The organism is Micromonospora sp. WMMD736, assembly GCF_049179015.1.
In the GTDB taxonomy this organism is placed as follows: domain Bacteria; phylum Actinomycetota; class Actinomycetes; order Mycobacteriales; family Micromonosporaceae; genus Micromonospora.
The window spans coordinates 2,336,229-2,350,781 of the sequence record NZ_JBMHMI010000001.1; the positions used below are offsets into that span (position 1 = coordinate 2,336,229).

Genomic DNA, 14,553 nt, shown 5'->3' on the forward strand with positions numbered 1-14,553 from the left:
TGTCCGACTGGGTCGTGCAACGGGGGTGAACGCTCAGCGCAGCCGCAGCGCGACCGCGCGAGCCTCCTCGTCGGTGAGGGGCAGGAATCAGAGAAAACGACGGACGATGGCGACCGGGTCAGGCCCGCCCGGGCGGCCGCGCAGGTCGCGGATGGCCCGGCGGGTGATCCGCGAGAACTCGGGGATCAGGGTCGCCCGTCGGGCGGCGTCCGTCGGGGTCGCGCGCAGCGTCGGGCGTGGCCAGTCCTGACCGCAGGAGTCGCATTTCCAGGAAGGACCATCGGCGGTGTGCGCGGCCGGCGGCCCGCACCGGGGGCGCCAGCGCGATTCGGGTACGACATCCGGGGCGCGGTACGACCGCTGGCGTGGTCCGGTCGGGTCGGCTGTCGCCGAACGGGGCCAGGGCAGCCGGCCGGTCGCGTCCTCAGAGGAAGACACGACAGCGCGACGGGTGCTCGCTGAGGGTCTCGGCCAGCTCGGACAAGGCCGTGCACCGCTCAACCGGCAGCGCATCGCCGCACTCTCCACACTCGATCCGCTCGGTCCGGATCGGCCATCGTCACGCATCGACGTTGACGGGCACCTGCATCGGCTTCTCCTCGGACAGCATCAGCACCACCTCCACACGACGGGCGGGCCGCCCGCCTCCAGCCAGGAGGCGGGACGCCCCTTTCTCCGGCAGCGACCCGTGCCGACCCGATGTCCACCAGGGGCCACGCCTCACTCCCCAAGGTAGTGCCAGTAGTGCCAGCAAGGCAAGCAGTGCCATAGGTGCAAGCAGGGTCCGAGTGGGTAGGAAGGACGATGACATCCGTGCCCATCCCGTACACGGCCCGAGAGATCGAGGACGATCTGACTCGACGCATCGCCGCTGGGGAGTTCCGACCGGGCTCACGCCTACCCACGTACGACGCGCTGGCCCAGGAGTACGGGTCAGCCCGGCGGACGGTCGCCCGTGCCGTGGACGCGCTCAAGTCTCGCGGACTGGTGGTCGGCGTGCCGGGCTCAGGAACCTTCGTCGCGGAGTAGCGCGTCGAGGTGACCGACAACCTCACGGGCGTCATCGGCGTACGCGATTCCAACGACCCGGCAGCCTGGAGTACGCCGAGCGAGAAGATCGCGCCGATCTTGCAGTTTCTGTTGTCCACATGAGTGGGATACCCCTTTTGCCGGGACAGAAAGTGCAAGATCGCGGAGCAAGGGCGGTACCGGCCCGCCGATCATGGAGTTGTGGTGCCTGGTTTGAGGTTGCACGGGGGTTTTGTTGCCCACCACAACTCCATGATCGGCGCGGCGGGGCTGGGCGGGCGCGGGGGCAGGGCGGGCGGTTCGTTAGCCAGACAGTTCGTTCGCACGGTTGAGCAGGGCGCGGCGCTCGGCGGCCGACTCCACCGCTGCCGCCGCCGCCCGGAACAGCGTGACCGCGCGGCTCCGGTCGCCCTGCCGGGCCAGCAGGTCGGCCTCCACCGCCACGGCGAGCGGGTGGTCGGACAGCCCTCCCCCGGCACGCGCCTCGTGGAGCAGGGCCAGCCCGGCGGCCGGCCCGTACGCGTAGCCGTGCGCGACCGCGCGATTGAGCGCGATCACCGGTGAGGGCCGGAGGCCGGCCAGAGCGTCGTACGCCCGCGCGATCGTCGGCCAGTCGGTGTCGTCGACCGAGGCGGCGACGGCGTGGCAGGCGGCGATCCGGGCCTGCCACGCGTACGGCCCGTCGTCGCGTACCCGAGCAAGGGCGGCCCGGCCCTCGGCGATGGCGACGCGGTCCCACCGGGCCCGGTCCTGGCGCGCGAGGGTGAGCAGGTTGCCGGCGGCGTCCCGGCGGGCAGCCCGGCGGGAGTGCTGGAGCAGCAGCAGCGCCCGCAGCGCGGTGACCTCGGACTGCTCCGGCATCAATTCGTCCAGCAACCGGGCCAGCCGCACGGCCTCGTCGGCGAACGCCGGTTCGCCGTCGGGGACGTAGCCGCGGGTGAACAACAGGTACAGCACGGCGAGCACGCCGGGCAGCCGTTCGGCCAGCGCCGGACCGTTCGGCACCCGGTACGGGATGCCGGCCAGCGCGATGCGGGTCCGGGCGCGGGTCAGCCGGCGGGTCATCGTCGACTCGCTGACCAGCAGCAGACGGGCGATGGCGGCGGTCGGCACCCCGCAGACGGTCCGCAGGGTCAGCGCCACCCGGGCGTCGAGCGCGAGCGCCGGATGGCAGCAGGTGAAGATGAGTCTCAAGCGGTCGTCCTCGACGTCGTGCTCGGGCCGCGCGTCGGTCGGCGCGAGCAGCGCCAGGTCGTGCCGCTTGCGACGCTCCACGGTGGCCCGCCGCAGCACGTCGAGCGCCCGGTTGCGGGCCACCGTCATGAGCCAGGCGCCCGGGTTCGTCGGCACACCGTCGCCGGGCCAGCGTTCCAATGCGACGGCCAGGGCTTCCTGGGCGCAGTCCTCGGCCAACGCCCAGTCCCCGGTCAGTCGGATCAGGGTCGCGACGATCCGGGGGTACGCGTCCACGCCGGCGGCCGCGACGGCCCGCGCCGCCGCGGCCGAGCCGACGCTGTCCGGCGCACCGGTCGTGGTGTCGGTGCGGGTCATCCGGTCAGCTGGACAGCGCGCCGAACGGGCGCAGCTCCAGCCGCCCCTCCCGGGCCATCGGGTGGGTACGGGCCACCTCGATCGCCTCGTCCAGATCCGCGCAGTCGAGCAGGTCGAAGCCCACGATGACCTCGGCGGTCTCCGCGAACGGTCCCTCGGAGACCAGCAGTTCGCCGGCACGGACACGGACCGTGGTGGCCGCGCTGGGCGGTGCCAGCACGTTGCCGGTCAGGCGGCGGCCACGGGCGTCGTTGTCGGCCACCCACGTGTGGATGTCGGGCAGCTCGGGCGGGTCGGTGTCCGGTGCGGTGTCGCTGCAGACGAACATCATGAACTTCATCGATCGCTCCCTGTCGCTCGGGTTGTCGCCAGCATGACGAGCGGACCGGAGCGATCCGGACAGCGTCCCGGAGAAAACCTGGGTCAGTCTCCGCTGGCGGCGCGGCGACGGGCCTCGCGGGTCTTCATGGCGTGCTCCATGAGGGTCACCAGCACCTCCTTGCTGGACTCCCGCTGGCGCGCGTCGCAGAGCAGCACCGGTACACCCGGGTCGAGGTTCAGCGCGGTCTGCACCTCGTCGAGCCGGTACTGACGCGCGCCCTCGAAGCAGTTGACCGCCACCACGAACGGGGTGCCCCGGCCCTCGAAGTAGTCGATCGACGGAAAGCAGTCGGCGAGCCGACGCGTGTCGGCCAGGACGACCGCGCCGATCGCGCCCAACGCCAGTTCGTCCCAGACGAACCAGAACCGGTCCTGCCCGGGCGTGCCGAACAGGTAGAGCACCAGGTCGTCGCTGATGGTGATCCGGCCGAAGTCCATCGCCACCGTGGTGGTGGTCTTGCCCTCCACCCCGGACAGGTCGTCGATGCCGACGCCGGTCTCGGTCAGCACCTCCTCGGTGCGCAACGGTCGGGTCTCGCTCACCGCTCCGACCATGGTGGTCTTGCCCACGCCGAAACCACCGGCGACCAGGATCTTGATCGCGGTGGGCAGTGGCGTCGCTCCCGCCGGCCGGTCAGAGTGCCCGTAGTCCATTGATTACCGCCTCGAAGATGCTGTTGTCGGGAAGGCCGGCCGTGGTGTGCGGCTCGCGTACCTGCACGAGGTTGCGGGCCGCCAGGTCGCCGAGGAGCACCCGGATGGTTCCCACCGGCAGGTCGAGGTGGGCCGCGATCTCGGCGACGGACTGTATTCGCTGGCACAGGCCGACGATCGCCAGGTGCTCAGGACCGATCCCGACCTCCGGCGTCACGTCGGCGCGGGTCGCGGTGACCAGGGAGATCAGGTCGAACGTGCCGGTGACCGGGCGGGCGCGCCCGCGTGTCACCGCGTACGGGCGCACCACCGGGCCCGCATGGTCATCCACCCACTGATGTTCTGCGGACTCTCCCTGCACCGTCATGGCCGTTACCTCTCGCCAGCCGACTGTTCGGTGCCCCGCGACGGGGAGGCCACGTACTTGCCGACGCGGGTGACGAGCATCGCCATCTCGTACGCGATGAGACCGACGTCGGCGTCCTCGGTGGCGAGGACGGCCAGGCAGGCGTTGCGGCCGGCGGCCGTGACGAACAGGAACGACGACTGCATCTCGATGATGGTCTGCTGCACCTGCCCGCCGCCGAAGCGCTTGCCGGCGCCCCGGGCCAGGCTCTGGATGCCGGCCGCCATCGCCGCGAGGTGCTCGCCGTCGTCCCGGCTCAGCCCCTGCGAGGAAGCCATCAACAACCCGTCGCTGGAGAGCGCGACCGCATGCTCGGCCTGCTTCACCCGGCCCACCAGATCATCCAGCAACCACGTCAGGTCGGCACTCGAAGCCGTCTTCTGGGCCACTTCGTCGTCCTCTTCTCGCCCGGCAGTTGCGCCGTATTCGTCTTGGGCTTGACCGTCACACCACGTGGGAACCCGCAGCGCCGGTGCTCGGTCAGGTGGCTTGCGGTTCCTCGTCGGTCGAGTCGGGTGTCGTGCCCGACGCGCCGCCGAGCAGTCGCGCCGCGTCGGTCCGACCGCGCCGGGTGCCGGTCTGATAGGAGCTCATCATCCGGCGTACCTGCTCGGGTGGCCGTACCACGTCCTCCTCGTCGGACTCGGTCACCGCCGGGTCGTCGCGCAGCTCGGGCACGATGTTCGCCTGGCGGACGCGGACCGGCAGGCCGGAGCCGGTGCGGTCCGTCTCGGTCCGTGCGGGGACCGGCCCGCCGTCGGCGCTCGGCTCGCTGCCACCCGTCCCGGCCCGCTCCACGGCGGGCAGGCCGGTCGGCACCGTCGGGCCCTCCAGGGCCGGCTGGCCCAGGACACGCCGGGCCCGGGTGGGCAGGTCCGCCGCCGCGGTCCGCTGGCGGGTGGGGAGTACGACGTCCTTGTCGCCCTCGTCCGTCTGCTCGGTGGTGGTACTGCTGTCGGCCCGCGCCGGGGCGACCGGGGTCACCGGCTGCGGCGCGCCTGCGGCGCTGGTGTCCGTCGCCACGGTGGCGACCGCGACCGTCGAGAGGCTGGCGGGACGACCGCCCTCGACGGGGCCGGCGGCGGTCGGACCGGCCGGCAACGCGATGGCCGTCGAACCGGCCGGAATGGCACCGGAGCCGTCCGGGTCGGTCCCGTTCGCCGTGATCAGCTCCTGTGGGATGAGGACGACGGCGGTGGTGCCGCCGTACGCCGATTCCTTGAGGCGGACCCGCACGCCGTGCCGCTCGGTCAGCCGGCTCACCACGTAGAGGCCGAGGCGGGCGGCGTTGGCCAGGTTCAGCTCGGACTGGTCGACGATACGATGGTTCGCGGCCGCCAGGTCCTCCTCGCTCATGCCGAGGCCACGGTCCTCGATCTCGATGGCGAAGCCGTTCGCGACGAGCTGGCCGCGAACCTCCACGGTGGTGTGTGGTGGCGAGAACGACAGGCCGTTCTCGATCAGCTCGGCGAGCAGGTGGATGACGTCGCCGACCGCCCGGCCGGCGAGCGAGACGGCCCCCAGCGGCAGCACGTTGACCCGGGTGTAGTCCTCCACCTCGGCCACCGCGCCGCGCACGACGTCCACCATGGGGACGTTGCGCCGCCAGGCCCGGCCCGGGGTGGAGCCGGAGAGCACGATCAGGTTCTCCGCGTTGCGCCGCATCCGGGTGGCCAGGTGGTCGACCCGGAACAGGTCCTCCAGCTCCTCCGCGTCGTGTTCCCGCCGCTCCATCGCGTCGAGCAGGGTGAGCTGACGGTGCACCAGAGCCTGGGTCCGCCGGGCCAGGCTGAGGAAGACCTCGCGGACGTTGCGGCGCAGCTCGGCCTGCTCGACGGCGGTGCGCAGGGCGGTCTCCTGGACGGCGTTGAACGCCTTGCCGACCTGGCCGATCTCGTCGGTGCCGAACTCCAGCGGCGGCGCTTCGGTGGCGACGTCGACCTCCTCGCCCCGGCCGAGCCGCTCGACCACGCGGGGCAACCGCTCGTCGGCGAGCTGCCAGGCGGCCTGCCGCAGGCGGTCGAGCTGACGCAGCAGGGTACGAGCCGTGGTGATCGAGACGACGACCGAGGCGATGACGGCGAGCAGACCCAGGCCGGTGGCGAGCACGAGTCGGACGACGACCATCACGGCCACGCCGGTGGCTCGACCGACGATGCCCTCGCCGCCGTCGACGACGGCGTCGTTCACCTCGGCGAGCGCCGGCTCGACGGTGGCACGCCACTGTTCGGAGCCGATCGGCAACTGGGTCGCCGGCCGGCCCTCCCGGATGATGCTGTCCTGTACGGCGCGCAGCCGGCTGAACGCCTCACCCTCGACGAGCTGTTGGTAGCGGCGCTGATCGGCGTCGGCGAGCCGGGCGCGCGTCTCCTCGCCGAGGAACCGCTCGGCGCCGACCAGGCTGACGTAGCGGGCGTACTCCGGACCACTGATCCGACCGGTGCCGAAGAGGCCGCTGAGCAGCGCGTCCTCCTGCGAGATCAGCTCCTTCATCCGGTTGAGCTGGATCAGGGCGGCCGCGTCTGCGGCGATCTCCTTGTCGTCGAGGCTGCCGGTGACGTCGTAGATCCGGAAGATCGATTCGATGGCTTCCGTGTAGGCGTCGGCGGCGGAGATCCGGTCGACCTTACGACCGAGCACGTCGGCCCGGGTCTGCTTCAACTCGTTGATCTGCGCGATCGTGGCGTCGAGTTGGGCGTCGAGGGCCTTGCTGCCGGCCACGTCGACCTGCCAGTTGCGGACCGAGTCGGCGAAGTCGTCCGCCAGCTGGGCGGCCTTGCGCTGCTCGGTCTCCAGGGCCGCGCGCTGCGCGGCGTCGGGGTTGCTCAGGTACGCCTGGGTCAGCCGCCGCTCGAGCTGAAGCTCCTGCAACAGGGGTTCGCTGGGCGCGTAGACCTTGCTGTTGAGCAGCTGGACACCGAGCAGGTTGAAGCCGTCCCGCAGGGTGACCCACGCCGCGAACATCCAGAGCGCGACCAGGGAGAGCAGCAGGGCGACGACCTTGGTGCGGATACTCGTACCGCGAGAACGCATTGAACCGTCCCAGGCAGGGCGTTGACTCAGCTCATCAACGGGTGATCATGGAGGACGACGTCCCGCCACGGCGGGGCGTACGGGGCTGAGGCTCTGCGTACGCTAGCAGTGTCCACACAACCCCTCAAGTCGCTGTTTTTGTTGCCTGGTAAGCACAATCCACCACCGAACGGTCGACCTCGCCCAGCTGGACGGAGGCGAGTCGACAGGCAGCCAGGACAGCCGCGCGAACGATCGCGGTAGGACAGTACAGCTCCTTGCCGTACCACAGTGGAGGGTCCGACCGGTCGGACCGGCGGTGGAGATAGGCATGGCCGCGCGCCACCGCGTCGTCGACCCGGGGCGCTCCGGTCGGCACGGCCACCAGCACCTGCAGGGCGTACGCGGTCTCCTCGACCGTGCCGTCCCACCGCCCCCACGATCCGTCGGCCCGCTGGCTGTCCAGCACCCAACGGGCCGCCCGGTCGAGCGCCTCGGCCGCCACGCCGCCGCGGCCGAACTCCGCCAGGGCCAGCACGCAGCAGGCCGTGGCGTAGTACGGCGAGGCGTGCCACCGGTCCTGCCAGCGGCCATCGGCGAGCTGGTGTGCCGGCAACACGGCGCTGAGCCGGTCGACCGTCCGGTGGTACCGCGCGTCCGCGCCGGGGTGCCCGGTCACGTGCTGGCCGAACGCGTCCAGCACGTGCGCGTTGGTGGTGACCGAGAAGCCGTCCTCGCTCCCCGGCCAGGTGCAGAACCCGTCCGCCGTCTCGTACGCCCACAGGCCCGCCGGGTCGGCGGGGTGACCGAGCCGGGCCAGCGCGTCCAACGTGACCGAGGTGGTGTCGGCGTCGGTCGGCAGACCCTCGCCGGTGGCGACGCCCTCGGCAGCGGTGGCGGCGGCCAGGGTCCGCAGCAGGCTGGCCGGCGGGTTGACCGCGACACCGGCGCGGCGTAGGCCGCTGAGCACCCAGGCCCGCTCGAACACGGTGATCGGGGTCGGGCAGGGCACCGGACCGTCGCCGTCACGGATCAGCGTCCGCAGGAAGGTGTGCGCGGCGGGGCCGGCATCCGGGCCGACGGCGCTGAGCCAGGCGGCGGTCGCGGCAGGTGACGCGCCGACGGCGGTGAGGGTCGGTCCGGCGTCGGCCGGTGTCGCGCCCAGCACCTCGTAGAAGTGGGCCAGCTTCGCGGGCAGCACCACCCCGGCGGCGACCGCGGCGCGTACCGCGTGCAGCCGGTCGGGGCCGAGCCCGGCGGGCAGCGCCAGCGGGGAGCGCGGCAGCCGCTCGGCGGTCGCCCGGGACAGCCGGGCCAGTCGGGAAAGCCGGCCGTTGATCGACTCGACGAGCGCCGGGACGATGAGATCCAGCGCCGGGGTGTCGGGCAGTGCCCGCGCGGGCGTGGCGAGCAGGCGGCCGGTGAGCGCGTCCAGCCCGCGCGCCGTCGGGGCGAGCAGGTGCGCACCGGCCGATCCGGCGGTGGCCAGCGCCGCCAGCAGGGCGTCGATGGCGCTGAGTGTGGGCACCAGCGCGTACCCCTCGGGCGGGCCCCAGGCCCCGTCCGGGCGCTGCTCGCGCAGCAGGAAGCCGATCCGCTTCTCGTGACCGGGCAGCCAGGGCGCGTCGGCGACCAGCCGGGCGCTCTCGTACACCGAGGGGGCGACCTGCCCCCACGGTCGCAGCGCCAGGCCGGCGATCAGCTCGCGCGCGGCGTCCGTGGCGGGTTGGACCAGCACGTGCCCCCGGCCGTCACTCATCGCGTGCTCCCCAGAAGTCCGAGAGCTGGTAGAAGCCACCCGTGAAGGAGATCTGCCGGTGCAGGTAGTCCGCCTGGCGGGGGCAGCGCTCGGCGAGGGCCGTCAGGTCACCCCGGGACCGGCTGGTCAGCTCGGCGAGCCGGGCGTGCACCCGCGCCGGGTCGTCGACCAGCAGCAGGGCGTTCAGGTCGCCCCACTCGGCGTCCCGCTCGTGCGTGGCGAGGTCGTTGACCAGCCGCAGCACCCGCTGCACGCCACGGCCGGCGTCGAGCAGGTCGGTCAACTGCGCGAGGGTCCTGTCGTCGCCGGTGGCGATCCAGTGGGTGACGTTGACGAAGGAGCAGGCCAGGTTGTCGGCGTTGTCCAGGTAGCGGTCCAGATCCGGCAGGCGCTGCCCGGTGGTCGGGTCGGTCGGCAGGTTCTTCCAGTCCCACTCCCGCGACACGGCGGCGAGCATCCGGGCCAGCTCGTCGCGCCAGATCGGGCGCAGCCGGCGGAACGCCGGCACGGCGGCCAGCTCGTCGCGCAGGTCGGCAAGGAGCCGCGCGAGGTGCCGGCCGGGCGGGGGCGCGGCGCCGTCGGCGACCGCCAGGCAGTCGGTCACGATCGCCCGGACGTCGTCGGCCGACCGGGCGAGGTAGTCGACCTGCCAGTCGGCGGCGAAGACCCAGAGCAGGGTACGGGTGGTGATCCGCAGTTCGGCGGCGGTGTGCCACGGCGCGGTGAACGCGATCGCGGTGGCCACCGAGCTGAGCAGCGCGGCGTCGAACGGCGCGGCGTCGAAGAGTTCCGGATGGGCGGCGGTGACGCCCTGGAGGTCGCGGACGCCGCGTACGGCGAGCGCGCACACCCGGCCCTGCTCGGCGACGGCGTCGGGCCCGGCCTGCACCGGCCACGGCGTGCCGGTCACGGGGCGACCGGACGTTCGACCGGGGTGACGATCAGCTCGGCCCGCTGCTTGGGTTGCAGCGAGGCGCCGAGCCGGGGTGTCAGGCCGACGGGCTCGCGCAACCGGAACCGGTAGCGGCTCAGCACGGTGCTGACGATGAGCTGCGCCTCCAGCAGGAAGAGGTACTGCCCGAGGCACTGGTGCGGCCCACCACCGAACGGGAAGTACGAGTAGCGGTAGCGCCGACGGGGCTTCTCCGGCGCGAAGCGCTCCGGATCGAACAGGGTCGGATCGTCCCAGAAGGTCGACATCCGCTGGGTGACGTACGGGCTGACCAACACGGTGCCACCCGCCTTGATCCGCACACCGCCCAGCACGTCGTCCGCGACGGCGGTACGGGGGATCATCCAGCCGGCCGGGTAGAGCCGCAGCATCTCGTCGAGCACCATGCGGCCGTAGCGCAGCTGCGGCAGGTGCTCACGGCCGACCCGTTCGGAGCCGACCACCTGCTCGATCTCGTCGGTCATCCGCTCGGCCACGTCGGGCCGGGACGCCAGCACCGGCCACAGCCAGGAGAGCAGCGCGATCGTGGTCTCGGTGGCGGTGGAGAACATCGCGACCACGTCGCCGCGGATCGCGTACTCGTCGGGCTCGCTGCCGTCGGCGCGGGGCCGGCAGAGGGTGGAGATGATGTCGTCGCCGTCGGTGGGCCGGGCCCGGGCCTCCCGGATGATCGGCAGCACGACCTCGTCGATGGTCCGCACCGCCTCGCGGAAGCGCCGGTCGCCGGGCATCGGCACGGCGTACGGCACGAACGGCACCAGCAGGCGCGGGAGCATCGCGGTGGTGACGGTATCCAGCGCGGCGCTGATCCGCAGCGCGTCCGGCACCGAGATGCGGTCGGCGAAGAGCACCCGCATGGTGGTCCGCAACACGATCCGGGTCAGTTCCGCGCCGCCGTCGATGGGTCGGCCGTCGCGGGCCGGTTCCAGCCACTCGTCGACGGCCTCGTTGATCGCCTCGGCCATCCGGTCCACGAGTGTCTCGGCCCGCTTCGCGGTGAACAGGGGTTGCAGCGCGCCGCGGCTGGACTCCCAGATCTCACCCTCGGCGACCAGGATGGCGTCGCCGACGATCCGGCGGACCGGCCGCCACAACAGGCCCTCACCGTCGCGGGTGTAGTTGGCAACGTTGTCCCTCAGCACTCGTTGCAGGTGCTCGGGATGGCTGACGAGGTACGGGCGGAACGAGCCGAGGTTCAGCCGGACCACCTCGCCGGCGGCGGCGTCCGCGAAGCCGACGAGCGCACCGAGCGGATCGCGGACCAGCGCGGGCAGGGCGCGACCGAGTGGAATCATCCGGGGTTCGGTGCTGACGGGGGCGGGGCCGGCATCGGAAACCTGGGACATGTGCTGTCTCCTCGTCGCCCCGGCGGCCTGGTCGGTCCACTTCGGCCGGTTGGGACTGTGGATTTTTCACCTTCTGGGCGTCGGAAGCATCTCACCAATTCCAGGACACCTCTAGATCTTCGACCGGTGAGATTTCACCGATTTCCTAGACGGGCATCGATGTCCAAGGCGGTCCGGAGTCCTGAGTGGATTGTCAGCTGTCGGCCCCGGCGCAGGTCGCGCCCATCCACCGATCCGTCGACGCTGCCGGACGGCTCCGGTGGACGACGGCCTGCGGGCCGGTTGGCCACCGGACCCGCCGGGACGGGTCGCACCCGGGCGATCCCAGAGGGCGGGCAGCGCAGTGAGCAAGGACGCACCGGTACCCCCGAATCCGGGCGATGGCGGGCAGCCTGTGCCAGGCTCGGTGGCATGGACGACAAGACCATCCTGAACCGGATCTCCGAGCTGGTCGACGAGGAGCACCGGCTGCGCGCGGAGGCACAGGCCCACGAGTCCGGCACCGAGGGCGAGACCAGCGAGCGGCTGCGCGCCCTGGAGGAATCCCTCGACCAGTGCTGGGACCTGCTGCGCCGCCGCCGGGCCGCCCGAGCCACCCACGGCGACCCCGACTCGCAGGGCGAACGCCCCAAGCCCGAGGTGGAGCGCTACCTGCAGTGATCGGCCCGGGCGGGTCGGGCGGCCACCTCGGCCACCCGACCCGCTCCGGTCAGCGGATACCCGCCTCGCGCAGCAACTCCCCGGTCAGCGCGCCGGGATCGACCTGTTCGGCGCTCAGCCCCCGGGCCACGAACCAGGCGCCGACCACCCGCACGTCGCGGGCCAGGAACTCGGGCCCCTGCGGGTTCGCCACCACGTCGACGACCTGCGGCAGGTCGATCACGACCAGCCGCCCGGAGTGCACGAGCAGGTTGTACGGCGACAGGTCGCCGTGCGCATAACCCGCCCGGGCCAGCACGCGCAGCGCCTCGACCAGCTGGCCCCACAGGTCGCGCAGCTCGGCCGGACCGGGCCGCAGCTGGGCCAGCCGGGGCGCGGCCTGCCCCGACTCGGCGTCGCCGACGAACTCCAACATCAGCTCGGTGCCCCGCAACTGCACGGGGTAGGGCACGGCGATCCGGTCGTTTCCGGAGCCGATCTCCCAGAGCCGTGCCAGCGCGGCGAACTCGGCCGCCGCCCACTGCCCGGCGATCATCTGACGACCGAAGGCCGTGCGGCCGACCATCGCCCGCATCTCCCGGGAACGCCGCACGCGGCGGCCCTCCAGATAACCGGCGTCGCGGTGGAACAGCCGATGGTCGGCGTCCCGGTACCGCTTCACCGCCAGCAGGCAGGATCGGTCCGTGTCCGGCACCGCCCGGCGGACCAGGTGGACGTCCGCCTCCTTGCCGGTCTTCAGCACACCCAGCTCGGTGTCCTTGGCGGCCAACTCGGTGACCAGCCAGCCCGGGTACGGCTGGGGCCCGTGCACCGCGTCGTCCCAGGACGACCAGCGCTCGCCGGTGTCGGGATCGGGCTCGGTGTCGGGATCCGCGGGCGACTCGGTGGGCCGGGCCCGCTTCAGGAACTGCGGTTCGTCGTCGTCGAAGCGGCGCTTGCCGCGGGTCCGGCGCTCCAGCGCCGGAAGGTCATGATCGCGCACTGTGGTGAGGTTCCCTTGATCGAGGCGGAGGTAGGCGGCGAAAAGCGACAGGTGAAGACGGTCATGACCGGCCTCCTCTCCTCGATCGGGCTGCTCGCCCGGTGCACGTTGCGCCGCCCATCCTCAGGGCAGCCGAAACGGCGGGTCAACCGAATTACGGCGGGGACGCGCGCATCGGACCGAATCAGCGCGGCCCAGCTCAGCTCGCGAGCACCGTCGCGACCGCCGCGATCAGCCCGTCCACCGTGCGGCTCGGCGCGAACCGGACGTCCGACCAGGTCCGGCCCCGATGCAGCCAGACGCTGGGCAGCCCCACGGCGGCGGCGCCACCGATGTCCGCCTCCGGGCTGTCGCCGACCACCCACGCCCCGCGCAGCGGCATCCGGACCCGCTGCGCGGCGAGCGCGAAGATCCGCGGGTTGGGCTTGCTGACCCCCGCCTCCTCGGAGATCACCCAGTCGGCGACGTAGCGGTCCAGGCCGGTACGACGGATCTTGGCGTCCTCCAGGCGTACCGTGCCGTTGCACACCACCACGGGCACCCACCCCGCGTCGTCGGCGATGCGCAGCGCGCAGGCCGTCAGCGGATCGAGCCGGGTCTGCGCCACCACCCCGTCGTGCAGCTCCTCCACCAGGTCGATCGAGGGGATACGCAGCTCGTAGCGGTCCCGGATCGCGTCGGCCAGGTCCCAGCGGTCGGTCAACCCGTCCGCGTCGAGCGAGACCAGCCAGTCGATGTCGGTGGGGGGCGCGCCGATGCCGTCCAGGAAGCGCTCACCCCAGCGGCGGAACGGCCCGGCCCGGTCCAGCAGGGTGTTGTCCAGGTCCAGCAGGAGCAGTGGCACTCGGGCACCCTACGGGACCGACGTGTCCGCCAACAGACCCGCGTGTTTCGAGTTGACGATGGGCTTAACCGGTCAGCGACACCCGCGCGCCGCCCTGGCCCGGCAGCAGATCGGCGAGCATCGAATGGGCTGCGCGGGTGGCCGTGAGCACGGCCGGATCGAGGGTCGCCACGAGCGTCTCGGTGCCCTCGTCGGCGCCCCGGGCGAGCGTACGTCCCTGCGGGTCGTAGATCGCCGCGCCGCCGTTGAACCGCCAGGGGTCGCTGCCGCCGACGGCGTTGGCGAAGACCACGAACATCGTGTTGTCCAGTGCCCGCGCCGCGTAGTACAGGTCCCGGCGGTGCTCGGAACCGGCCAGGTAGCCGCTGGGACACAGGTAGGCGTGCGCGCCGTCGAGCGCGGCGGCCCGGCCGTGCTCCGGGAAGCAGCCGTCGTAGCAGATGCCCAGTCCGAGCCGCCAGTCGTCGACGAGCAGCGTGGCGCCCCGCCCGCCGGGGTGGAACAGGTCGCGTTCGTCGCCCCAGAGCTGCTGCTTGTCGTATCCGACCCGGACGGTGCCGGCGCGGTCGACCACGAGGGCGGCGATGGTCCGCCGGTCGTCCGAATGCCGGACCGCCGCGCCGACCACCACGGTGATCCCGCCGGTCCGTGCCGCGGCGCGCAGCGGGTCGAGCCGGCCGTCGGCGACCACCCCGGCCGGGTCGGCCGTCACGTGGGTGCCGACCGGGTCGGCGGCGAGGGTCGGCGGGTGGTACGCGCACAGGTACAGCTCGGGGAGGACGACCACCCGGGCGCCCTGCCCGGCGGCACGCCGGACCAGCTCGGCGGCGGCCGCCGCGTTGCCGGCGACGTCACCGGGCGTCGGGGTGGCCTGGACGGTGGCGATGGTCAGCGGGCCGGACGGCGCAGGGTACGGGCGGGTCACCGGTGGATCGTAAACGGCACGTTACCAAGCCGTACGTACGGTTTGCACCGCC

Annotated in this window: 14 protein-coding genes; 2 read left to right on the forward strand and 12 right to left on the reverse strand. The window is 72.5% G+C overall.

Features of this window, described 5'->3' with window-relative positions; genetic code table 11:
• Positions 1-804 precede the first annotated feature (804 nt).
• A complete protein-coding gene (locus ACN269_RS09785) occupies positions 805-1,029 on the forward strand; it encodes a winged helix-turn-helix domain-containing protein (RefSeq protein WP_421472149.1) in 225 nt (74 codons plus the stop codon).
• A gap of 303 nt (positions 1,030-1,332) precedes the next feature.
• Here ACN269_RS09785 and ACN269_RS09790 read toward each other — a convergent pair whose 3' ends face one another.
• The 9 genes from ACN269_RS09790 to ACN269_RS09830 all read right to left on the reverse strand — a co-directional run bounded on the left by ACN269_RS09790 (position 1,333) and on the right by ACN269_RS09830 (position 11,036).
• Positions 1,333-2,580: an RNA polymerase sigma factor gene (locus tag ACN269_RS09790; RefSeq protein WP_421472150.1), complete on the reverse strand. Its 1,248-nt coding sequence runs from the start codon at positions 2,578-2,580 to the stop codon at positions 1,333-1,335.
• 4 nt (positions 2,581-2,584) lie between these two features.
• Positions 2,585-2,920 (reverse strand): YciI family protein, encoded by a 336-nt coding sequence (locus tag ACN269_RS09795; protein WP_421472151.1) that lies wholly within the window; start codon positions 2,918-2,920, stop codon positions 2,585-2,587.
• 83 nt (positions 2,921-3,003) lie between these two features.
• Positions 3,004-3,615, reverse strand: a complete 612-nt coding sequence (locus tag ACN269_RS09800; protein ID WP_355053540.1) for a GTP-binding protein — start codon at positions 3,613-3,615, stop codon at positions 3,004-3,006.
• Positions 3,596-3,982, reverse strand: coding sequence for a DUF742 domain-containing protein (locus ACN269_RS09805; RefSeq protein WP_421472152.1), 387 nt, complete (start codon positions 3,980-3,982; stop codon positions 3,596-3,598). The genes ACN269_RS09800 and ACN269_RS09805 overlap by 20 nt, the downstream gene beginning before the upstream one ends.
• Before the next feature lie 5 nt (positions 3,983-3,987).
• Complete coding sequence (locus ACN269_RS09810) at positions 3,988-4,410, reverse strand: roadblock/LC7 domain-containing protein (protein WP_421472153.1); 423 nt, start codon at positions 4,408-4,410, stop codon at positions 3,988-3,990.
• 91 nt (positions 4,411-4,501) lie between these two features.
• A complete protein-coding gene (locus tag ACN269_RS09815; protein WP_421472154.1) occupies positions 4,502-7,054 on the reverse strand; it encodes a nitrate- and nitrite sensing domain-containing protein in 2,553 nt (850 codons plus the stop codon).
• Between the two features lie 124 nt (positions 7,055-7,178).
• On the reverse strand, positions 7,179-8,792 hold the full coding sequence (locus ACN269_RS09820) for a prenyltransferase (RefSeq protein ID WP_421472155.1): 1,614 nt from the start codon (positions 8,790-8,792) through the stop codon (positions 7,179-7,181).
• Positions 8,785-9,702 (reverse strand): terpene synthase family protein, encoded by a 918-nt coding sequence (locus ACN269_RS09825; protein ID WP_421472156.1) that lies wholly within the window; start codon positions 9,700-9,702, stop codon positions 8,785-8,787. The genes ACN269_RS09820 and ACN269_RS09825 overlap by 8 nt, the downstream gene beginning before the upstream one ends.
• Entirely contained in the window at positions 9,699-11,036 is a 1,338-nt protein-coding gene (locus ACN269_RS09830; RefSeq protein WP_421476251.1) for a cytochrome P450, read from the reverse strand. The genes ACN269_RS09825 and ACN269_RS09830 overlap by 4 nt, the downstream gene beginning before the upstream one ends.
• 465 nt (positions 11,037-11,501) lie before the next feature.
• Between ACN269_RS09830 and ACN269_RS09835 the strand changes: the two genes are divergently transcribed.
• Positions 11,502-11,750, forward strand: a complete 249-nt coding sequence (locus ACN269_RS09835) for a DUF2630 family protein (protein WP_421472157.1) — start codon at positions 11,502-11,504, stop codon at positions 11,748-11,750.
• Positions 11,751-11,799: 49 nt separating this feature from the next.
• On the opposite strand, the gene ACN269_RS09840 is transcribed toward ACN269_RS09835, so the two are convergent.
• The 3 genes from ACN269_RS09840 to ACN269_RS09850 all read right to left on the reverse strand — a co-directional run bounded on the left by ACN269_RS09840 (position 11,800) and on the right by ACN269_RS09850 (position 14,501).
• Positions 11,800-12,732, reverse strand: coding sequence for an RIO1 family regulatory kinase/ATPase (locus ACN269_RS09840; RefSeq protein ID WP_421472159.1), 933 nt, complete (start codon positions 12,730-12,732; stop codon positions 11,800-11,802).
• A 199-nt stretch (positions 12,733-12,931) separates the two neighbouring features.
• Positions 12,932-13,576: an HAD family hydrolase gene (locus ACN269_RS09845; protein WP_421472160.1), complete on the reverse strand. Its 645-nt coding sequence runs from the start codon at positions 13,574-13,576 to the stop codon at positions 12,932-12,934.
• A gap of 64 nt (positions 13,577-13,640) precedes the next feature.
• On the reverse strand, positions 13,641-14,501 hold the full coding sequence (locus ACN269_RS09850) for a carbon-nitrogen hydrolase family protein (RefSeq protein ID WP_421472161.1): 861 nt from the start codon (positions 14,499-14,501) through the stop codon (positions 13,641-13,643).
• Positions 14,502-14,553 lie beyond the last annotated feature (52 nt).